This is a genomic window from Nonomuraea sp. bgisy101 (assembly GCF_057708945.1).
Window position 1 is genome coordinate 86755 of record NZ_JBYITD010000010.1, and the last position, 20758, is coordinate 107512.

17 protein-coding genes are annotated in these 20758 nt (G+C 71.3%); 9 read left to right on the plus strand and 8 right to left on the minus strand.

The window, feature by feature from the left end; genetic code table 11:
• Positions 1-184 precede the first annotated feature (184 nt).
• Positions 185-1249 carry a magnesium/cobalt transporter CorA gene (corA, locus tag AC3EO4_RS20205; protein WP_379574839.1) on the minus strand — a complete coding sequence of 355 codons (1065 nt, stop codon included), beginning with the start codon at positions 1247-1249 and terminating at the stop codon, positions 185-187.
• A gap of 973 nt (positions 1250-2222) precedes the next feature.
• Here corA and purD point away from each other — a divergent pair.
• The 5 genes from purD (at position 2223) to AC3EO4_RS20230 (ending at position 8310) form a co-directional block, all read left to right on the plus strand.
• The gene (gene purD / locus AC3EO4_RS20210) at positions 2223-3443 is read left to right on the plus strand and encodes a phosphoribosylamine--glycine ligase (RefSeq protein WP_431897069.1); all 1221 of its coding nucleotides are present in this window, start codon (positions 2223-2225) and stop codon (positions 3441-3443) included.
• Positions 3440-4276, plus strand: coding sequence for a phosphoribosylaminoimidazolesuccinocarboxamide synthase (locus AC3EO4_RS20215; RefSeq protein ID WP_379574841.1), 837 nt, complete (start codon positions 3440-3442; stop codon positions 4274-4276). Before purD ends, AC3EO4_RS20215 begins: the two co-directional genes overlap by 4 nt.
• Before the next feature lie 99 nt (positions 4277-4375).
• Positions 4376-5638 (plus strand): UDP-N-acetylglucosamine 1-carboxyvinyltransferase, encoded by a 1263-nt coding sequence (murA, locus tag AC3EO4_RS20220; RefSeq protein ID WP_379574842.1) that lies wholly within the window; start codon positions 4376-4378, stop codon positions 5636-5638.
• 170 nt (positions 5639-5808) lie between these two features.
• On the plus strand, positions 5809-7098 hold the full coding sequence (locus AC3EO4_RS20225; protein WP_358129195.1) for a transcriptional regulator: 1290 nt from the start codon (positions 5809-5811) through the stop codon (positions 7096-7098).
• A gap of 243 nt (positions 7099-7341) precedes the next feature.
• Entirely contained in the window at positions 7342-8310 is a 969-nt protein-coding gene (locus AC3EO4_RS20230) for an EamA family transporter (RefSeq protein ID WP_431897071.1), read from the plus strand.
• Here the strand turns inward: AC3EO4_RS20230 and AC3EO4_RS20235 are convergent.
• On the minus strand, positions 8218-9549 hold the full coding sequence (locus AC3EO4_RS20235; protein WP_379574844.1) for an aspartate aminotransferase family protein: 1332 nt from the start codon (positions 9547-9549) through the stop codon (positions 8218-8220). The genes AC3EO4_RS20230 and AC3EO4_RS20235 overlap by 93 nt on opposite strands.
• 115 nt (positions 9550-9664) lie before the next feature.
• Between AC3EO4_RS20235 and AC3EO4_RS20240 the strand changes: the two genes are divergently transcribed.
• From AC3EO4_RS20240 to AC3EO4_RS20255, 4 genes are all read left to right on the plus strand, one after another.
• Entirely contained in the window at positions 9665-10507 is an 843-nt protein-coding gene (locus tag AC3EO4_RS20240) for a fumarylacetoacetate hydrolase family protein (protein WP_379574845.1), read from the plus strand.
• Positions 10508-10516: 9 nt separating this feature from the next.
• Positions 10517-11632 (plus strand): AraC family transcriptional regulator, encoded by a 1116-nt coding sequence (locus tag AC3EO4_RS20245; RefSeq protein ID WP_379574846.1) that lies wholly within the window; start codon positions 10517-10519, stop codon positions 11630-11632.
• A gap of 10 nt (positions 11633-11642) precedes the next feature.
• Complete coding sequence (locus AC3EO4_RS20250; protein WP_431897074.1) at positions 11643-12560, plus strand: BadF/BadG/BcrA/BcrD ATPase family protein; 918 nt, start codon at positions 11643-11645, stop codon at positions 12558-12560.
• Between the two features lie 193 nt (positions 12561-12753).
• The gene (locus tag AC3EO4_RS20255; protein ID WP_431897075.1) at positions 12754-13959 is read left to right on the plus strand and encodes a hypothetical protein; all 1206 of its coding nucleotides are present in this window, start codon (positions 12754-12756) and stop codon (positions 13957-13959) included.
• On the opposite strand, the gene AC3EO4_RS20260 is transcribed toward AC3EO4_RS20255, so the two are convergent.
• The 6 genes from AC3EO4_RS20260 to AC3EO4_RS20285 are packed head-to-tail and all read right to left on the minus strand — an operon-like array spanning position 13949 to position 20646.
• Entirely contained in the window at positions 13949-15265 is a 1317-nt protein-coding gene (locus AC3EO4_RS20260) for a GTP cyclohydrolase IIa (protein ID WP_379574849.1), read from the minus strand. The genes AC3EO4_RS20255 and AC3EO4_RS20260 overlap by 11 nt on opposite strands.
• Positions 15266-15273: 8 nt before the next feature.
• Entirely contained in the window at positions 15274-16080 is an 807-nt protein-coding gene (locus AC3EO4_RS20265) for an amidohydrolase family protein (RefSeq protein ID WP_431897077.1), read from the minus strand.
• Positions 16077-16820: an amidohydrolase family protein gene (locus tag AC3EO4_RS20270; RefSeq protein ID WP_379574851.1), complete on the minus strand. Its 744-nt coding sequence runs from the start codon at positions 16818-16820 to the stop codon at positions 16077-16079. Before AC3EO4_RS20270 ends, AC3EO4_RS20265 begins: the two co-directional genes overlap by 4 nt.
• The gene (locus AC3EO4_RS20275; protein ID WP_431897079.1) at positions 16804-18345 is read right to left on the minus strand and encodes a heparinase II/III domain-containing protein; all 1542 of its coding nucleotides are present in this window, start codon (positions 18343-18345) and stop codon (positions 16804-16806) included. The genes AC3EO4_RS20270 and AC3EO4_RS20275 overlap by 17 nt, the downstream gene beginning before the upstream one ends.
• A 38-nt stretch (positions 18346-18383) precedes the next feature.
• Positions 18384-19382, minus strand: a complete 999-nt coding sequence (locus AC3EO4_RS20280; protein WP_379574854.1) for a Gfo/Idh/MocA family protein — start codon at positions 19380-19382, stop codon at positions 18384-18386.
• The gene (locus AC3EO4_RS20285; RefSeq protein WP_379574855.1) at positions 19366-20646 is read right to left on the minus strand and encodes an ABC transporter substrate-binding protein; all 1281 of its coding nucleotides are present in this window, start codon (positions 20644-20646) and stop codon (positions 19366-19368) included. The genes AC3EO4_RS20280 and AC3EO4_RS20285 overlap by 17 nt, the downstream gene beginning before the upstream one ends.
• Positions 20647-20758 lie beyond the last annotated feature (112 nt).

Genomic DNA, 20758 nt, shown 5'->3' on the forward strand with positions numbered 1-20758 from the left:
CTTCGCCACCCGGCCGGGAGCGCCGGTCCTGCGGCCTGGATGGCCGCCCCTACCCGCCAGGAGCACCGGTCCTGCGCCTTGGACGGCCCGCCCATCTCGGCCAGGAGCGCCGGTCCCGAGCCAGGGAGCGCCGCGCCGATCCTGCGCCATGGATGGCCGCGGCGTGGCCTCGTGTCCCCCGGGGTTAGAGCCAGCCGTTGCGGCGGAAGCCACGGTAGAGCAGCGTGCAAGCGGTGACCATGATGGCCAGGACAGCCGGGTAACCCCATGCCTGCTTGGTCTCCGGCATGAAGTCGAAGTTCATGCCGTAAACGCCCGCGATCATGGTGGGCACGGTCAGAATCGCCACCCACGACGAGATCTTGCGCATGTCCTCGTTGGCGAGGGTGTTGGAGCGGGCGAGCGCCGCCTGCAGGATCGAGTTCGCGAGCTCGTTCGACGACTCGACCTGCTCGCACACCCTGGCAAGGTGGTCGCTGACGTCGCGGAAGTACTCGCGCATCTCGCTCGGGATGATGCGACGCTGGGGCAGCGAGGCCATCGGGGGCTGGAGCGGGGTGACGGCGCGCTTCATCTCCAGCATCTCCCGCTTGAGCTGATAGATGCGGTTGATGTCGCGGGAGCTGACGTCGGCGAAGACGGTGGCCTCGACCTCTTCGAGTTCGAGCTGCATGAGGTCGGCGACCTGGAGGTAGCGGTCGACGACGTGGTCGGAGATCGCGTGCAGCACGCCGGTGGGGCCGCGGTTGATCAGCTTGGGCTTGTCCTCGAGCTTCTCGCGCACCTCGGTGAGCGGGCAGTGCCGCCCGTGCCGTACGGTCACCACGAAGTCGGCGCCGAGGAACACCATGATCTCACCGGTGGCGATGATCTCGCTGGTCGCGGTGAGCTCGTCGTGGTCGAGGTAGGCGATGGTCTTCAGCACCATGAACAACGAGTCGCCGTAGCGCTCGATCTTGGGGCGCTGGTGGGCCTTGACCGCGTCCTCGACCGAGAGCGGGTGCAGGCCGAACACCTCGGCGAGCCACTCGACCTCGGGAGCCTCGGGCTCGTGCAGGCCGACCCAGACGAATGCCTTGGCACCCTCGTTCTCGAGGTTGTGCTGGCGGACGAGCTTGAGCGACTCGACGATGCCGTCGGCGCAGATCTTCTTGCCGTTGATGTAGGCGCCGTACTCGACGATGGAGTCGACGGGCGGTACGCACTCACCCATGGGCCTGGCCAGCTGGCGAGCGGTGTGCACGGGCACGGGGTGACGGTTGATGCGACGGAAAATGGTGGACGAGCGCATGGCAGTCCCTTCCCGCCCGACCTGGCACGGTCCACGCAGGACGAAAGATCACCTCAATCTGGAGATGCGTGGAGGCACGATCAGGCTGCCGAATTGGAGTGGTCGGGGGTGCGCACGATGATCGTGCGCGGGCGAGTACTGCTGGGATCACCAGGATTCATCCCGGACCACCTCCAATCACACAAGACGCCGCAAAGCCGACCCAACCTACCACAGGCTGGGGAACCCCCCACACCTTACTCGGTGCCGAGTCCGTCGATCACGTAGAACCTCACAAAGATTCCTCCCGATTCCCGCACATCCGCTTCCCTCACGGGCGGTCTCGCCCGGCGCACGCACCTTGTACGGCGCGCACGTGGCATCTCTTGTATGGCGCACGTGGCATCCACGGATCCTGTACGGCACGCACGGGAGGGCGCCTCCGTCCGCACGGGGCTCGGCCCGTCCAGGGGACGCTCCTCGTGCGGCGAGGGCCGGCCTCTCGAACGGCGCCCGGTCACGCGCCTCCTTCGAGACACGACCGTGCGGGCGGTCCTGCGGCGGAGATCCTTCACGAGGGGGGCCACGGCCGTGCGGTCGGGCCATGCAGATGGGCGCGGGCCGTGCGGTGGCGGGTCGTGCGGACGGAGGCGCCCTCCCGCGCGGTGGCGGATCGTGCGGTGGCGGATCGTGCGGTGGCGGGCCGTACCGGTGGCGGGCCGTACCGGTGGCGGGCCGTGCGGGTGGCGGGCCGTGCGAGGTGGGCGCGGGTCCTGCGAGGTGGGCGCGGACCGTGCGGATGGCGCGGGCCGTTTGGATAGGCGATGGTCGCCGGAAGGGGGTGCGATCGCGCGGGTGGTCCGGTGGGGCGTTCCCGGGAGGGCGGAGGGGTCCGTGCGGGCGGGTCGAACGCGGGTGAGAACGGTGGCGTGCGAGCTGGGAGAATGGGTGGGTGCGCGTTCTTGTGATTGGATCCGGCGGGCGGGAACACGCCCTGTGCCGCTCGCTCAAACTCGACCCCCAGGTTTCCGAGCTCCACTGTGCGCCCGGCAACGCCGGCATCGCGGAGATCGCGACCCTGCACGACATCGTCCCCACCGACCCGCGGCAGGTCGCCGAGCTGGCCGAGAAGCTGGGCGCCGACCTGGTCGTCGTCGGACCCGAGGCGCCGCTGGTGGCGGGCGTGGCCGACGCGGTGCGGGCGAGCGGTATCCCGTGCTTCGGCCCCGGACGCCAGGCGGCGATGATCGAGGGCTCGAAGGCGTTCGCCAAGGACGTCATGAACGCGGCGGGCGTTCCCACCGCGCGGTCGCGCACCTGCGCGACGCGCGAGGAGGCCCGGCAGGCGCTGGAGGAGTTCGGCGCGCCGTACGTGGTCAAGGACGACGGGCTGGCCGCGGGCAAGGGCGTGGTCGTCACCGGCGACCTGGAGGCGGCGCTGGAGCACGCGGGCGCGTGCGAGCGGGTGGTGATCGAGGAGTTCCTCGACGGCCCCGAGGTGTCGCTGTTCGCGCTGTGCGACGGTTCGACGGCGGTGGCGCTGCAGCCGGCGCAGGACTTCAAGCGCGCCTACGACGGCGACGAGGGCCCGAACACCGGCGGCATGGGCGCCTACACGCCGCTGCCGTGGGCGCCCGAGGGCCTGTCGGAGCAGGTGATGCGCGAGGTCGTGCACCCGACGGTGGAGGAGCTGGCGCGGCGCGGCCTGCCGTACAACGGGGTGCTGTACGTGGGTCTCGCGCTGACCTCGAAGGGGCCGAAGGTCATCGAGTTCAACGCGCGGTTCGGCGACCCGGAGACGCAGGTGGTGCTCGACCGGCTGCGGACGCCGCTGGCGGGCGTGCTGATGGCGTGCGCGACGGGCACGCTGGCGGAGCAGCCGCCGCTGGCCTACCGGGAGGGTTCGGCGGTTGCGGTGGTGGTCGCGGCGGAGAACTATCCGGCGGACCCGGTGAAGGGCGACGTGATCACGGGCCTCGAACCGACCGAGCACGCCTACGTCCTGCACGCCGGCACGGCGGTGAAGGAGGGGCGGACGGTCTCCGCGGGAGGCAGGGTGCTGGCCGTGGTCGGCACGGGCCATGACCAGGAGAGCGCCAGGAACAACGCCTACGAGCTGGTCGGCAGGGTGCGACTGCGCGGCTCCCACCACAGGACGGACATCGCCCGATGAAGCACCTCCACTCCGGCAAGGTTCGCGACCTCTACGAGACCGACGAGGGCCTGCTGCTGATGGTCGCCTCCGACCGGCTGTCGGCCTTCGACTACGTGCTCGAGCCCGAGATCCCCGACAAGGGGGCGATTCTCACGCAGCTGTCGCTGTGGTGGTTCGAGCAGCTGAAGGACATCGTGCCCAACCATCTGGCGGGCACCGCGCCCGACGCGCGCAGCATGGTGTGCAGGCCGCTGCGGATGGTGCCCGTGGAGTGCGTGGCGCGCGGGTACCTGGCGGGCGGGGGCCTGGCCGAGTACCGCCGCGACGGCGCGGTCTCCGGTGTACGGCTGCCGCAGGGCCTCGAGGACGGCTCGCGGCTTCCCGAGCCCGTCTTCACGCCGTCCACCAAGGCCCCGCTCGGCGAGCACGACGAGCCGATCTCCTTCGACGAGGTGGTCGCGCGGGTGGGTGAGGAGACGGCGGAGGAGTTGCGCAGGATCACGCTCGCCGTCTACGCCAGGGGCGCGGAGATCGCCCGCGAGCGCGGCATCATCCTCGCCGACACCAAGATCGAGCTCGGTTGGGATTCCAACGGAGTTCTGACGCTCGGCGACGAGGTCCTCACTCCTGACTCTTCGCGCTTCTGGCCGCTCGACGAGTGGGAGCCAGGCCATGCTCAGCCCTCTTTCGATAAGCAATATGTCCGTAATTGGCTGACATCGCCGGAATCGGGATGGGACAAATCCTCCGGCGAAGCGCCACCTCCCCTTCCCGACGAAGTGGTCGAACGGACCCGCCGGCGCTATGTCGAGGCGTACGAACGCCTCACAGGACACTCCTTTACCGGGTAGTCACGGGGCGAATCGGCCGGGGCAGGCGTCCGCAACGGCTACTGTGGGCGCGTCCGAATCACTTTAGCGAGATCTTTTACCGAGGGAGAGCGGAAGCGAATGGTCCGTTACCGCGTGCGCGGTGGCAACGCACTGCGTGGAACCGCGTTCATCCAGGGCGCGAAGAACGCCGTGCTGCCCATGATCGGGGCCGCTCTGCTCGCGGCCAAGGGCCGTACGGTCCTCCGCAACGTCCCGATCATCGAGGACGTGCGGCGCGCGGTCGAACTGGCCCAGTCCGTCGGCGCGCACGTGGAGCTCCACGAGTCCGAGCGCACGCTGGTCATCGACGCCTCCCGGCTGACCAGCCCGATCCTTCCGGCCGAGATCGCCAGGCGGTTCCGCGGTTCGGTGCTGTTCACCCCCGCGCTGCTCCACCGCCTGGGCGAGGCCGTGGTCGAGGGTGTCGGCGGCTGCAACCTGGGCAGCCGCAACCTCGACTTCCACTACCTCGGCTACAAGCGCCTGGGCGCGATCGTCGACGAGAGCGAGACCGTCATCCACGTCAAGTCCTCAGGGCTGACGGGCGCGACACTCTACCTCGACACCCCCTCCCACACCGGCACCGAGAACCTCATCATGGCCGCCGCCCTGGCCAGCGGCACCACCGTGATCGAGAACGCCGCGCTCGAGCCTGAGGTGCTCGACGTCATCGACATGCTCACCAAGATGGGCGCGAAGATCAGCGGCGGCGGCACGGGGTTCATCACCGTCGAGGGCGTCACCGAGCTGCACGCGGTCGAGCACACCGTGATGCCCGACCGGCTCGACGCGGGCGTGTTCGCCATGGCCGCGGCCATCACCGGCGGCGAGCTGAACCTCGTCGGCACCGGCCTGGACCTGGGCGTGGTCCGCTACAAGCTGGAGCAGATGGGCGTGGAGTTCGCCACGCAGGGCGCGGTGCTCAGCGTCCGCTGCCACAACAGCCCGCTGAAGCCGATCAACGTCATCACCGACACCTATCCCGGCTTCGCCACCGACCTGCAGTCGCCGATGATGACCGTGGCGTGCTTCGCCGACGGCATCAGCTACATCCACGAGCGGATCTTCGACGGCCGGTTCGCGCTGGCCGGTGAGCTCAACAAGATGGGCGCCGACGTCAGGGTCAAGGACAACGCCGCCACCGTTCACGGCCACACCCCGCTCAAAGGCACCGAGGTCACGGCCCACGATCTGCGTTCGGGAATCGCGCTCGTTCTGGCGGGGCTCGCGGCCGAAGGGGAGACGGTCATCGAGTCGGGCTATCTGATCGATCGGGGCCATGCCCATCTGGCCGAGCGAATGCGGGCGTTGGGCGCGGATATTATCCGCGAAGTTCCTTAGGGCTGAGCTGGTGAAACGCTTTCCAGAGTGACTTTCTGGAAAATTTGGGCGTGACATTATGGCCCTCGCGAGCGATCGTTCCAAAAGAGAGCACTGCAATGGACGGCAGGATGGGACGAACATTGGTCGAGCGGACCGAAGAGCCTCCCCGAGTATCACGCCCGGGCGCCATGACACCGGACCTCACGATCGGTGTGGTCGGACCTCACGATCTGGTCGAGCGTGTCATGTTGATGGGTCATGCCGCGGCACCCCTTCCCTGCCGCCTCGTGGCCGCCGCCTACCGCGACGAGCAGGAGGCGGCGGACAAGGTCACCAGGCTCGGGCCGGGGGTGGACGCGTGTCTTTTCGCCAGCCCGGTCCCCTATGACCTGGCAAGGCGGTCAGGGGTGCTGACCATGCCGGCGACGTATGTCCAGCTCGGCGGTGCCGCGCTGGTCGCGGCGCTGGCGAAGGCGGCGATCGACCCACGGCTCGACCCGCAACGGGTGAGCATCGACGTGGTGTCGCGTGCCGACGTCGAGGAGGCCTACACCGATCTGGGCATCCCGGCGACGGACGTGCACAGCCGCGACGAGCCGGGCGCGACAGGCACGATCGCGGCCTACCACGAGAGGCTGGCAAGGCAGGGCGCGACGACGGGGGCGCTGACGTGCCTTCCCGCGGTCGCGGACAGGCTGCACACCGCGGGCGTGCCTGTGATACGGATCAGACCCACATCGGCGGCCGTGCGAACGGCGCTGCATACCGCGGCGCTGCTCGGCGCCCACCACAGATTGGAGGAGTCACAACTCACGGTTGTCCTGGTCGAGGTGCCGACGCTGCGGGAGCCCGTGCGCAGGGCCGCGCCCCGCTACTGGCGTGACGAGCTGCGCCTGTCGTTGCACCGGCTGCTGGTCCAGGAGGCCAACAGGATCAACGCCACCGTCTGGCCCATCGACGACCACAGCTACCTGGTCACCGCCACCCGCGGGTCGATCGCGTCCGCGACGGACGGTTTCAGGGTGCTGCCGTTCGCCGCCAGGGTCCGCGACGAGCTCGGCCTTGCGGTCGAGGTCGGCGTGGGCATGGGCCGTACGACACATGACGCCGAATCCCATGCGCGCGCGGCGCTGGCCCGCTCGCAGGCGGGCAAGCAGGCGCAGGGGTTCGCGGTCGACCGCGAGGGGCGGGCGCTGATCCCGGCGCCGAGGATGCCTCCTCAGGGGTCGACGCCGCTCAAGCCGAAGGGCATCGAGGTGCTCGCGCGGCTGGCGGCGAAGCTGGAGGGCGGCGACACGGTCGTGGACGCCGAGGGGGCGGGGAAGATGCTCGGGGTCACCCCGCGCACGGCTCGGCGGTTGCTGCGCACGCTGGTTGACGAGGGACTCGCGTGGCCGCTTCCGCCGAACCGCACGCCACAACCCGGGCGCCCGCGCCAGCTGTACCGGTTGATCGTGGAGAAGCTCGGCCCGCGCTGACCCGATCCACCAGTCCGGTCCGTCGCCCCCCTTCCCCTTCCCAGGGGCGGCGGACCCCCGCTCGCGTCGGATGATGTACGGCAGGCCCGGCCCCGCGCCACCTTTGGCGCGGGGCCGGCGCCTGTCCAGGGATACGCGTCACCGGGAGCGCGGGGCCGGGCCGGGCGACGGAAGGTCTGCCAGGTCCCCGATCGGGGGGGCGGCCTTACCACATCACATGGCGGGCGGTTATTGTAAGGAGCCATGGGACAAGACACCACTGACAATCGGCTGCTCGTCTGGGTGGCGCTCGGCATCGTCTACGTGGTGTGGGGGTCGACCTATCTCGGCATCGCGATCGCCGTCGAGACCATCCCTCCCATGTTGAGCGGGGCCATGCGCTTCGTCGCGGCGGGCATCCTGCTGGGCGGCTTCCTGGTGGCCAAGAACGGGACCGCGGCGTTCAGGATGACCCGCAGGGAGTTCGTCGGCGCGGCCGTCGCAGGACTGCTGCTGCTGACGCTGGGCAACGGGCTGCTGGCCGTGGCCGAGCTGCACATCTCCTCCGGCCTGGCGGCGCTGCTCGTCGCCTCCGTTCCGCTGTGGCTGGTGATGTTCAGGTTCGTGGTGAGGGACCGGCCCAAGTCGCTCACCCTGGCGGGCGTCCTGGTCGGGCTCGCGGGAGTGGCGGCGCTGTCGCTGACCGGCGGGCACGGGGTCAACTCGACGACGGGCATCATCGTGGTGCTGATCGGGTCGCTGTCGTGGGCGGTGGGGTCGTTCCTGTCGAGCAGGATCTCGATGCCGTCGAACCCGTTCGCCGCCAGCACGATCGAGATGCTCGTCGGCGGGGTGGGACTCGCCGTCCTCGGCACCGGGCTCGGCGAGCGGTTCGACCTGTCGGCGGTGTCCGGGCGGTCGTGGGCGGGGCTGGCGTACCTGATCCTGGTCGGGTCGCTGGTCGGGTTCACCTCGTTCGTCTGGCTGCTGGGCAACGCCCCCATCTCGCTCGTGTCGACCTACGCCTACGTCAACCCGGCGGTGGCGGTCGCGCTCGGCGCGCTCGTGCTGAGCGAGCCCGTGACCCTGCGGATCCTGGGCGGCGGGCTCGTCATTCTCATCGGGGTCGCGCTGGTGATCTCAACCGAGCGGAAGCGTCCGCAGGGCGTCACCGAAAGCGTCGACCGTGGCGGCGACGTCCGCCTCGGTGTGAGCGGTGGACAGGAACCATAGCCCTCGCGGCACCATGTTGACGCCGCGCTCCAGCAGCGCGGCGTGCAGCAGCGCCATCCGCGCCCGGTCGGTGCGGGCGAAGTCGCGGTAGTCGCGCACGGACTCCGCCTCGGTGAAGTACGTCTGGAAGACCGGCCCTGGGCCGTCCACGAGCATCGGCACTCCCGCCTTGGCCGCGGCCTCGCGCAGGCCCTCCATGAGCGCCCTGCCGCGGGCGTAGAGGGTGCCGTAGACCTCCTCCCTGCGCTCGTCGAGGACGCGGAGGGTGGCCTCGGCGGCGGCGATGCCGACGGGCTGGGAGTTGAACGTGCCCGCGTGCGCGACCCTGCCCGTGGAGATCGTGTCCATCACCTCGGCGCGGCCCGCGAGCGCGGAGACCTGCATGCCGCCCGCCATCGCCTTGCCGAAGATCGACAGGTCGGGGGTGACGCCGAGGTACTCCTGCGCGCCGCCGGGGGCCAGGCGAAAGCCCGTAATGATCTCGTCGAAGATCAGGAGGCTGCCGTGGGCGTCGCACAGCTCGCGGACGGCCCGCAGGTAGCCGGGGTCGGGCTCGATGGCGCCCGTGTTGCACAGGACGGGTTCGGCGACGACGCCCGCGATCTCCCCCCGGTGCCGCTCCATGAGGCGGGCCAGGGCGTCCAGGTCGTTCCACGGGGCGATGACGAGGTCGGCGGCGGGCGGCTGGCCTGCCGTACCGGGGACCGCGAAGGGGGCGTCGGCGGGGCCTGCGGCGTCCACGGGCGGGTGGACGCTGTAGAGGACGGGGTCGAGCCAGCCGTGGTAATGGCCCTCGAACTTGAGGATCTTCGGGCGGCCCGTGTGGCCGCGCGCCAGGCGCCAGGCGGCGTGCGCGGCCTCCGAGCCGACGGTGTTGAAGCGGACCCGCTCGGCCGACGGCACCATCGCGCACAGCCGTTCGGCCACGCGCGCCTCCGCGGCGTGCTGGGCGGAGTAGACGATGCCGCGCGCCACCTGCGCGGTGACGGCTTCGACCACCTCGGGAGGGCAGTGGCCGAGGAGGGCGGGCCCCTGGCCGAGGACGTAGTCGAGGTAGACGTTGCCGTCCACGTCCCAGAGGCGCGCGCCCTCCGCCCTGTCGACGTAGAGGGGCACGCCCGCCGTAGACGAAGGTGAGGGGCCTGCGACGATACGGCGGGCGTCGCTGGAGACGCCGCCCGCGATGAAGCGCTTGGCGTGGGCGTAGAGGTCGCGGCTGACGTCCAGAGAGCGGGTCATGGCGACCATCAAAAGGCGGCGCTTCGCCCGGCGACAAGCAGGAGGGCAAGAAGTGAGTCGTCAGCGCAAATTTCGGTGCTTGTGAGCCTCCGAGCGCGCTGATGGGCTTGCTGCCATGTTCCTTGGACGCATCAGGCGGAGCGCCTCCGCCCCCGTCGAGCTGGTGGCCCTGCGCGGCGGCGCGCTGGTCAGCCTGGCCGACCTCGGCACCGACGACCCCGTGGCCCTGCTGAACTCCTACGGCCTCGACCGCCTCACCGAGGAGGTGTCCAGGCGCAGGCCCGTGCTCGACGAGGCCGACGTGCTGTTCGAGCCGCCGGTGGCCACCTGCACGAAGATCTGCTGCCTGGCGCTGAACTACGTCGCGCACGCCGAGGAGAGCGGCATGCAGGTGCCGCCCGAGCCCGTGCTGTTCTTCAAGCCGCCGTCCGCGCTGACCGGGCACAACCAGCCGGTGGTCGCCCCCGCGCGGACCGGGCACCTGGAGCACGAGGTGGAGCTGGCGGTGGTGATCGGCAAGGTCACCAGGGACCTGCCCGCCGAGCGCTGGAGCGAGGCGGTGGCCGGGTACACGGTCCTCAACGACATGACCGCGCGCGACCTGCAGCTGGCCAACATCGCGCGGAACGTGCCGTGGGACCAGTCCAAGGGCTTCGACACGTTCGCGCCCGCCGGGCCGTACCTGGCCACGGTGGACGAGGTGCCCGACCCGCAGTCGCTCGACCTCACGCTGGAGGTGGACGGCGAGGTCAGGCAGCGGGCCAACACCAAGCAGATGGTGTTCGGCATCCCCCGGCTGATCGAAGACCTGTCGGACGGCATGACGCTGATGCCGGGCGACCTCATCGCGACCGGCACCGTCGCGGGGATCGCCCCGCTCAAGGACGGCGACACGATGCGGGCCACAGTGGCAGGCGTCGGCACGCTCGTGAATACGGTCAAATTTCGGTCCGCCTAAAGTGGAGGCATGAGCTATGCCGTCGCCGCCCTGGTCGACATCGATGACTACGTCGCCTCCTCGCAGGTGCAGGGGCAGGTGTGGGCGCGCCGCCAGCTCCGGCGCGCCGACCGGGCCGTGCACGCCGCCGCGTCAGGACGTCCGGGCGTGACCTGCCGGCCGCAACCGCCGGAGGAGTGGCTGGTGCTGCTGACCGGCGCCGATCCCGAAGCGCTGATGTCGGAGGCGGCGGCGCTGGCGGAGGAGGTGCGGGCGCGGATCGTCCGCGAGACGGCGTGGACGGCCACGGTCAGCCTCGGCCTTCCCAGCCTCGCCCATGGGGAGGCCGAGCGGGAGGCGCGCAGGTCCAACGACTACAAGCTCGTCCTCGGCGGCGACCGCGTGATCGCCCCGGCTGCCGCGCGTCCCGCCCTGACGGCGCGTCCCTCGCCGGGCGGCGCGGCCTGCCCGCCGGTGGGCCTCACCCCTCCCGTGCGCATCGAGGAGGAGCTGACCAGGCGGGTGAGGGCGGGCGACCGCAACGGCGCGGCCGGCCTGCTGGCCGGATGGGTGGACAGGTGCGCGGCCGAGCGCGACGCCGACCCGAGGACGCTGCGCAACTGGCTCATCGGCCAGCTGCTGTTCGTCGTCGACACCGTCAACAGATCCCGCCTGGCCGACGGGTCGACCGACTGGGTGGAGGCGTGCGCCCGGCTGCCGATCGAGGACATCGTCACGGTCGGAGACATCCATGAGCGCTCCTACCTGCACATCTGGCTCCGTGACACGCTCGCCAGGCTCATGCCGCCGCCACCGCGCACCGACATCCTGGCGATGGCCGAGGCGTACCTGGCCGAGCACTACGCCGATCCTGGGCTGCGCCTGGCGACCGTCGCCGAGGCGGTCTGCGCGAGCCCGTTCTACATCTCGCACCTGTTCGCCGAGGAGCGGAGCACGACGTTCCTGCGCCACCTGACGGGGCTGCGGCTGCGGCACGCCAGGCGGCTGCTCACCACCTCGGCGCTGCCCATCGACGTGATCGCGGCACGGTCCGGCTATCCGAGCGCGAAGGCGCTGCGCGGCGCCTTCCGCAGGCACGTCGGCTGTTCGCCCACCGAGTACCGGCGCGCCGGCATCCGCCACTGAGGAGGAGCCCATGGATCTGGCGATAGACGGCGGGCAGACGGGGCTGCGGCTCGGGCTGTCGTCGTCGGGGCGCGTGCTGGAGACGCGCGAGGTGACGGGCCTGTCGTACGCCGAGGGCTCGCCGGTCACGGCCATCCTCGACCGGATCGGGACCGGGTGGGGCGAGCTGGACACCATCTGTCTCGGCCTGACCATGCTCGTGGACGCGCCCACCGCGCTCACCGACCGGCTCCTCTCGATCGCCAGGCGGGTGCTTCTCACGACAGACGTGGTCACCTCGCACGCGGGCGCGTTCGCGGGCGGCGACGGCGTCGTCCTCGCGGCGGGAACCGGCGCGATCGCCCTCGGCGTGCGCGCCCCTCACCCCCACCACGGCGCCCTGGACGGCCCCGAGGCGGTCCAGGTGGACGGCTGGGGGTTCCTGTACGGCGACGCGGGCAGCGGCTTCTGGATCGGCTCCAGGGGCATGGACGCCGCCTTCAGAGGCCACGACGGCCGCGCCGAGCCGGGCCCGCTCACCGCGAGGGCCCGCGAGGTCTTCGGCGAGCTGAACGGCCTGCCCCGGCGGCTCTACCTGTCCTCCGACGCGGTGGCGCGGGTCGCCCGCTTCGCCGTCCACGTCTTCGAGCTCGCCGCCCACGACGCCACCGCCCGTGCCATCGTCACGTCCGCGGGGGCCGAGCTGGCGGGAACCGTCACCGCGGCCGCTCGGGACTTCCCCGGAGGCACGGCGGTGCCCGTCGCCTGGACCGGCCGCCTGCTCCGCGACCAGACGCTCAGGGACGCGTTCGAGGCCGAGCTGGCCCGGCTGCTCCCCCGCGCGCACCTCGCGCCCGCCGCCGGCGACAGCCTCGCCGGCGCCGCCTTCCTGGCCGCCGCCACCGACCTCGGTCCCTACCGCTCCCTCGTCATGGAGGCACATCGATGACACCCATCAGGCCCGTGTCCGCGACCGCGAGACCCGCCCGCCGCGCGGCCTGCGCGACGTGCGCCCGCTCCGGACGCCCCGGACGCCCGACGAAGCCGATGGAGCCGCAGCCGAACGGAGGAGCCAGGCGATGAGGAGCGGGACTTCGACGGGCCGGACTTCGACGGGCCGGACTTCGGTGGGCCGGACTTCGGTGGGTTACGGGGAGGCGGCGCTCGTCGTGCCGGAGGGGACGCCGATGGGCGGCTACGTGGACCGGGAGGGGCCCTCCACGGGGGTGCTCGACCCGCTTCAGGTCAGCGCCGTGTCCTGGTCCGCGGGCGGCCGCAGGTTCGCGCTGGTCACCGCGGACGTCATCTGCGTCAACGAGGACCTCGCACGGCGGGTCAGGCGGGAGGCGGGCGGTGAGGTGTGGCTGGCGGCCAGCCACACCCACGCCGGGCCCGAGACGGGCTGCGTGCCGGGCGGAGCACCCACGCCTGGACCGTGGCTGGACGCGATCGCCGCCGCGTGCCGCTCCGCCGTACGGGCGGCTGCGGAGGCGGAACGGCCGTGCGAGGGGACGGCGCATCGTGGCGAGCTGCACGGGGTCGGCGCGGACAGGAGCAGGCCCGACGCCGAGGCCGTCGTGCCGCTCGACGTGATCGCCGTCAGGGACGGCGGGCCGGTCGGGGTCCTGGTGGTGCTGCCGGTCCACCCGACCGTGCTGCCCGCCGCCAACCGGATGGTCAGCGCCGACCTCGTGGGAGCCGTGCGCAGGCGGCTGAGGGAGCGGCTCGGAGACGGCGTGTGGGTCATGGTGGCCACGGGCGCGGCGGGCGACATCAGCACCCGTCACACCCGGCGCGGGCAGGACCAGGCCGAGCTGGACAGGATGGGGGACGTGGTCGCCGCCCGCTGCGTCGAGCTGCTGTCGGAGCGGGGAACCCCTGCCTGGCCCTCCTCGGGGGGCGCGGGGCTCGCGTGGGCAGGGCGGCGGCTGACCCTCGAGAGGGCGGCGGTCGCGGCGGACGTCGACGCCCTGAAGGCGGACGCCGCGCGGGCGGCGGGCGATCCTGTCGCGGCGCGGCTGGCCAGGAGCAGGCTGGAGGGTCTGCGGGCGCGCACCGGTGGGACCGGCCCGATCGGCGTCGAGGTGAGCGTCGCCAGGCTGGGCGACCTCGCGCTCGTCGGGCTGCCGGGCGAGCCCTTCGTCGCCGTCGCCGACGACATCGCCGGCGCCTCCCGCGAGCGGGCGACCGTGGTGCTCGGGTACGTCAACGGATATCCCGGCTACCTGCCCACCGCCGACGCCTACCGGCGGGCGGAGTACGAGGTGCTGGCGAGCCAGGTCGCGCCAGGGAGCGCCGAGCTGCTCGCGGGGACCGCTCGCGAGCTGCTGGCGGAACTCAGGCCCTGACCAGCCGGTACGGCTGCCGCGGCCGTCCCGCCTGGGTGCCCTTCACGGGCGGCATCGGCCACGCGAGGCCCTCCTCCGCCAGGCTCTGCAGCACCCGCCTGGCGCTGCGCGGCGCGATGGCCAGCACATCGGCCACGATCTCCGCGTCGACGACGAGCGCCTCGGGCCCGTCGCCGAGCCCCTCGACCAGCCGTTCGAGCAGCTTGGCCGCCTTGGTGGTGACGACGGGCTCGCTCTCGGCCCTCCTGCGCTGGCGCAGCGGCAAGGACAGCACGACCCCGTCGCCGCCGACCAGGTAGGCGGCCGCGGCCCCCACGCCGCGCGCCTTCTCGACGGCGACCATCGCGTTGGCGTCGGCGTCCCGAGCCGTGGTGCCGAGACCGATGCCGACCTCGACGGCCACGCCCGCGTCCGCGCGGATCCTGTCCATGAAGGGCGCGACGCGGAAGCCGTCGGTGGCCTGGGCGAGCGCGCCGACGGTGGCGGTGACGACGTAGCTGTTCTCGTCGCGCGGCACCACGGTGGCGCCCATGAGCCTCGCGTCGGCCAGCAGCGACTGGTGCAGCGACAGTTTGAGCTCCTGCTGCCAGTAGTTGCCCGGTCCCGAGTAGCTGGGCCTGGCGGAGGCGGCCAGCTCGACCACCACGATGGCGATCTGCGACTCCTCCAGCCTGCTGCCCGTTCCGAGCAGCGCGGCGGTGTTGAGGGCCAGACGCAGCGTGTGGGAGGTCGGCATCATGCGTATCACCGGCACGCCGGCGGCCGTCAGCTTCGTGGCCACGCTCCTGATCGTGGTCAGCGCGGCGGTGGTGGCCCCCTGGCGGTAGAGCTGCTCGTGGAAGGCGGCGAAGCCGCGCGCCGACTCGGGCCTGTCGTACTCCGACAGGTGGACGCCCTCCGTGCCGACCCCGATCTCGCCGTACGCCTCGTCGACGTCGGCGGCGGGCAACGAGTCGATGCTGACCCTCGCCGGGTCGATGCCGTGGGCGATGACGCCGCGCAGCAGGCTGGCGTAGAGGCTGGCGCCGCTCATCGGCACGAACGTCGCGGGGACGGGCAGCGCGCCCGCCTGCCTGGCCAGGTCGTGCTGGAGCGGTCCCGTGAACAGCGCCACGTCGATGCTGTCGGCGATCCTGGAGAACTTCTCGTAGGTCTCGTGCTCGCCCGCGTGGGGGGCGCCGACGAGCCGCCAGTCGGCCGCGCCCGGCAGGTCGGCGCCGATCATCATGATCTGCTCGACCAGGTCGTTGGGGCCCACGACCCCGATCGCCACCCTGGACCGTGCCTCCGCACGCAACCGATCCATGATCGTGATCACCCCAGTCCGGATCGCCACTGAAGCAGGCGGGTCATCGTTCCGCCGAGCACCGCCGCCCGATCCTCCTCAGCGAGACCACTGAAGATTACCCGTCCCAGTGACATCCGCAGATCGATGAAGGGGAAGTCGGAGCCGTACACGACGCGGTCAGCGCCTACCTCTCTCACCATTGTGGCGATGTCGGCGCCAGTGTTGAAGGAACCGCACACCTCCAGCACCACCCCTGGCCGCCGCCGCGCCACCTCGATCGCCGCCTCGAACCCCAGCGGCGTGGCGCCCGCGTGCCCTGCCAGGATCACCACGTCCGGGTAGCGCGCGGCCACCTCGTCCACCATCGGCAGGTCGTTGTACGGCGAGCCCTCGTAGGTGTGCGTCAGCACGGGACAGCCGGTCCGCTGCGCGAACTCCCACACGGGCGCGTAGCGGCCGCCGGTGAGCGGGTAGTCGTGCAGGTCGGGGTGGAGCTTGACGCCGCCGAAGCGCGGGTCGTGGCCCCATTTCGACAGCTCGCCGACGGGGTCCTGCCACGGGTTGACGGTCAGGTAGCCGGTGAACCTGTCGGCCGCCCTCGCCACGATCGCCGCGGTCTGGGCGTTGCCCTCGGCGGCGTCGAGCTGGATGGCCAGATGGCTGGAGACGACCGCGTGGGACACCCCGCACCTGTCCATGACCCTCGCCATCCCCTCGGGCCCCGCGTCGGGGATGAAGAACAGGCTGTACGGGCCCGCGTGGGCGTGCGCGTCCACGATCCGGAGCGCGCTCTGCGGCTCGCGCTTCCAGAGCGCGGCGGTGAGGACGTTCAAGCGACCCTCGCTTCGTCGTGGAGCAGGCCGCGCACGTTGCCCGACCCGATGGCGGCGACGGCGGCGTCGTCGAGCTCCGACCACAGCAGCCTCGTCACGGCCTCGGCGGGGTCCCTGGCGGGCGCTCCGGTGCCGAAGACGACGCGGTGCGGGCCGTACCGGTCGACGAGCCATTCGAGGCCGCAGTGGGAGGAGAGGTTGGCCAGCCCCACGTGGACGTTGGCGGTGCGGGCGAGCACGCCCGCGGCCTGCCTGAGCACGCGGTAGCCAAGGCCGCCGACGACGACTGGCAGGCCCGGATGGGCGCCCGCGATCGACTCGATCGAGGACCAGCCGGCTTGCGCGGCGTCGAGCAGCAGCGGCAGCGCGGCCTCCTCCAGCGCGCGCAGCATCGGGGCGGCGTCGCGGCCCGCCAGGTCGTAGCCGTGGTCGGCGGGGTAGGCGCGGACGGCGACGACGCCCGCCGCCGCGGCGGCGGCCACGAACGCGTCGGGCGCGCCGGTCTCCCCGCAGGTGTCGGGGAGCAGCACCCAGCACGGCCGCAGCCTGGGCTCGCCTTCGACCAGGTCGAGCAGCCTGTGGTTGCCCGTGTCGGGGTCGTGCAGCCATGACAGCGTGTGGCTCACGACGGCCTCGGCGATGCCGAAGCGGTCCATCCTGGCCAGCGCCTCGGCGACAGTCCCCTCGCCGACGTCCCTGCGCGGGTGCCGGCCGAGCAGCGCGTCAGCGTCGATCAGCATGGACCGTCCATCCGTCGGGGATCGTGGGGGGCTCGTCGAGGAACGGGAAGATCCCGACGGTGAACCCGCCGCGGCCGCGCAGGCCGAGAGAGTGGATCTCGCCGTACTCGGCCGTCCTGGTGGCGGGGTCGGGGATGCGCGCGGGACCGTTCCCGAACAGGACCTCGTCGGGCTCCTCCAGCGGGACGACGAGCAGGCCAGGGGCCCGCTCGGTGCGGTACCCCGCCCCGTGGCGCACCCACGGGGAAAGGCCGTGCACCTGCCAGATCGCCTCCGCCTCGATCCGGTCGGTGACCACCCAGTAGCCCTCGTCGCGGACGAAGACGACCGTGCGGTCGTGGCGCGCGCTGTAGCCGTGGTGGTGCCCGGCGAAGACGTCCACCCCGTCGCCCATCTCGTGTCCTGACGAGAACAGGTCGCAGGCGGCCCTGCGGTCCTCGGTGTACTCCTCGCCCGGCACGAGCAGGGTGTTGTGCGCCCTGGTCGCCTGGTACCAGTCGTAATAGCCGGGGTCGTCGTAGGAGGGCGGTCCTCCTCCCTCCCATGCCAGCGGGACGCCCCATCCGGCGATCACGAAGTCGAGCGCGGCGTGGTGGCTGTGCGGCTCGAGCTCGTGGCCCACGTAGGGGCCGTAGTTGATCACCGTGTGGAAGGTCCCTGAGCGGAAGACGGCGTAGCCGCTGGCCTCCAGGTTGGTCGAGCCCTTCGCGGGCTCGATGCCGGAAGGCCAGACGATGCCGCTGTCCTGCAGGTGCGGCACCCACCCTCCCGAGGTCATGAGCGCGGCGAGCCAGTCGTGCATGGCCAGGTAGCGCGGGTGCGTGGCCAGTCCTGGCTCGACGGCGGCGGCCCGCCTGAGCGCGTCGAGGCACATGCCGTGGTAGCCGGGCGAGCGCTCGTGGTGGCCGCCGTCGGCGCGCACGTCGCGCTCCAGATGCTCCATGATGCGCGCCGTGGCGATCTCGGCCCACTGCGCGGCCTCGGGCAGGTCGGCGAACACCCTGGCGGCGTGCAGCAGCTCGCAGACCGTGGCGAACTGCCAGTTGCCGTGCCTGAACTCGTCGTGCTCCTCGGCCGCCCACCGGGCGCCGCCGAGGACGGTCTTCATCATCTCCTTCCAGCACTCCTCGCCGACCGCCTCTCCGAGGACGGCCAGCGCCTGCGTGACGTACATCGTGCGGGCGCAGACGCCGAGGGAGTACCAGACCACGTCGAGGCCGGGCCAGTCGCCCTCGACCAGGTCGCGGCCGGCGTACCACTGGCGGAACAGGCGCTCCCACTCCGCCGCGTGACGCGGGTCGCCGGTCTCGGCGTAGGCGGCGACCAGCGGGGTCATCCAGCGCAGGTAGTGGAAGCCGTACAGGCGGGAGCGGCCGTGCCCCTTGTCGAGGAAGTCGACCTCGGCCCCGTGCAGTGCGTCGGCCCCGTCGGACGGCAGTCCAGCGGGCACGGGCGCGCGCCACCGCCACGCCCTGCTGTCGCTCCCCAGCGCGGCGAAGAGGTCCTCGTCGGAAATGTGACGCATCCGCGTGGGATGCACGTGCGGTGCCTTCTCCACGGACATCAGAGCTTCACCGGCGCTCCCGTGCGGGCCGACTCGTGGGCGGCGGCGAGGACGGCGGTCACGTGCCGCGAGCTCTCCACGGTGATCAGCGGCTGCGCGCCGGTGCGGGCGCAGTCGACGAAGTGGTGGATGGCGTCGCGGTAGGCGCCCGCGGGCACGCCGTGGACGACGCGCTGCAGCATGTTGCGCGGGTAGGTGTAGGCCTTCTCCGTGGCGAGCTGGATGTTCTCCTTCTGCCTGTCGAGCTGGATGACGCCCGACTCGCCTGTCACGGTGACGTAGCTGTCGACCATGGTCGGGAAGGTGTTCGGGTAGATCCACGCCGACTCGAAGGTGGCCACCGCCCCCCTGCTGAAGCGGGCCTGGATCTGCATGGCGTCGGGCGTCTCGATGCCCATGCCGCGCAGCTTGCCGTACCTGGCCGTGGCGAAGACCTCGACCACCTGGTCGTCGTAGAGCCAGGTCACCAGGTCGACGTCGTGGCTGGACAGGAACCACGCGCAGGTGGTCCTGTCGGCCCAGCCGATCATCTCGGTGGGCACGTGGATGGTGTCGTCCTTGCGGGCGTAGCCGACGACGGGTTCGCCGACCAGCGGCATCTGCTCCTTGGCCTGGGCGTAGGCGGGTACCCACCGGTGGTTGAACAGGCACATCGCGGTCACGCCCGCCTGCCTGATGGCGGCGACCGCGCGGTCGGCGTCCTCGACGGTGGTCGTGAACGGCTTCTCCACGAGGATGTGCGCCCCGGCCCGCGCCGCGGCCACCATCACGTCGGCGTGCAGGTGGTCGGGCGTGGTGATCGAGACGGCGTCGACCAGGCCCGAGGCGAGCAGGTCCGCGTAGTCGGCGAACACCGCCGCGTCAGGGGCGTCGTCGAGCGGCCGGCGGGACACCGCGGTGATCTCGACGTCAGGGTGGGCGGCCAGGACCTCGGCGTGGCCGCGACCCATGATCCCCGCGCCGACGATCCCCATTCTGAGCTTAGGCAAGTGCGTCATTCCATCGCTTCTCTGCTGTGTCGAGCGCCTCCTTGGCGCTCTTGGTCCCCGTCAGGAACGCCCTGACCTCCTCGGAGAGGAGCTCGCCGAGCTCGGCGTCCTTGGCCGTGCCCATCGGGGTGTACTCCAGCTCGGGCAGGCCCTTCACGATCACGCTTCTGGCCACGGCCATCGGGTCGTCGCCCGCGCTTCCCGAGAAGAACGGGTCCTTGGTCGAGGAGACCGTCGACGGGTAGATGGGGACGATCTTGCAGAAGGCCAGCTGGTTGGCGCCGTTGGTGAAGAACTTGATGAACTCGGCGGCGGCCTTCTTGTGCGTGGAGGCCTTCGGGATGGAGAAGGCCTGCTGGGCGAGCAGCAGGAAGCCGCCCGTGCTCATCCTGACCGGCGTGGTGACGGTGAGGTCCCGGTAGACGTCCGGCGCGTTCTTCTGGATGTTGAGCAGCTCGGCGGCGTTGGCCGTGGCCTTGAAGGCGACCTGCCCGTTCTCCAGCGTCTGCGGCAGATTGCGGATGTCCTTGGAGACCGCGCCCGGCGCGATGCCGTGCGCGTCGTAACTCTTCTTGAACCTCTCCAGGATCGCGACGGCCTCGGGGGTGTTGAACGTCGCCGTCTTCTTGTCGTCGGACAGCAGCTTGATCCCGTAGTAGCGCAGCGCGTTGTGGTCGGGGATCGCGTTCATGCCGTTGATCTCGGTGGTGGCGTAGATCTTGTCGGCCAGGGCGAGGGCCTCGTCGAAGCTCTTCGGCGGCGCCTTCTCGTCGAAGCCGGCCTTGCCGACCACCGACGTGCGGTACATGGCGACGGGAGCGCCGCCGTTGTACCAGGGCACCGCGTAGAGCTTGCCGTCCACGCGCAGCGGTTCCACCAGGTTGGGCTGGAAGTCGGCCAGGTCGGCGGGCTTGAAGTGCTCGTCGAGCGGGGCGAGCGAAGGGGCGAACCTGCCGAGGTCGAGGGAGGAGATGTTGACCGCGTCGGGGACGTCGCCGCTGGCCACGGCGGCCAGCAGCTTGGTGGCGCTCTCCTGGCCCGGCACGTCGACCCACTTGACGGTGACCTTCGGGTGCTGCTTCTGGTACTCGCCGATCAGGCCGGTGATGAAGTCGCTGTAGTTCTTCTTCAGGTTGATGGTCCAGAACTCGACCTCGCCCTCGAAGGGCTGGTCGTCGGCGGCCGGAGCGCCCTGGGACGAGGCTCCGGCCACGCAGCCTGAGACGAGCAGGGACAGCGCGAGCGCGCCTGCCGTTAAGACCCCTCTGGTCATCACGGCGCACCTCCCAAGATTATGGCCGTCCTCAACGGCAACTTTCGGCAGAATCTCACCAGAGGGAGGGAGCGTCAATCCCTTTCCTTCGCGAAGGCCGGAGGAAGCCATT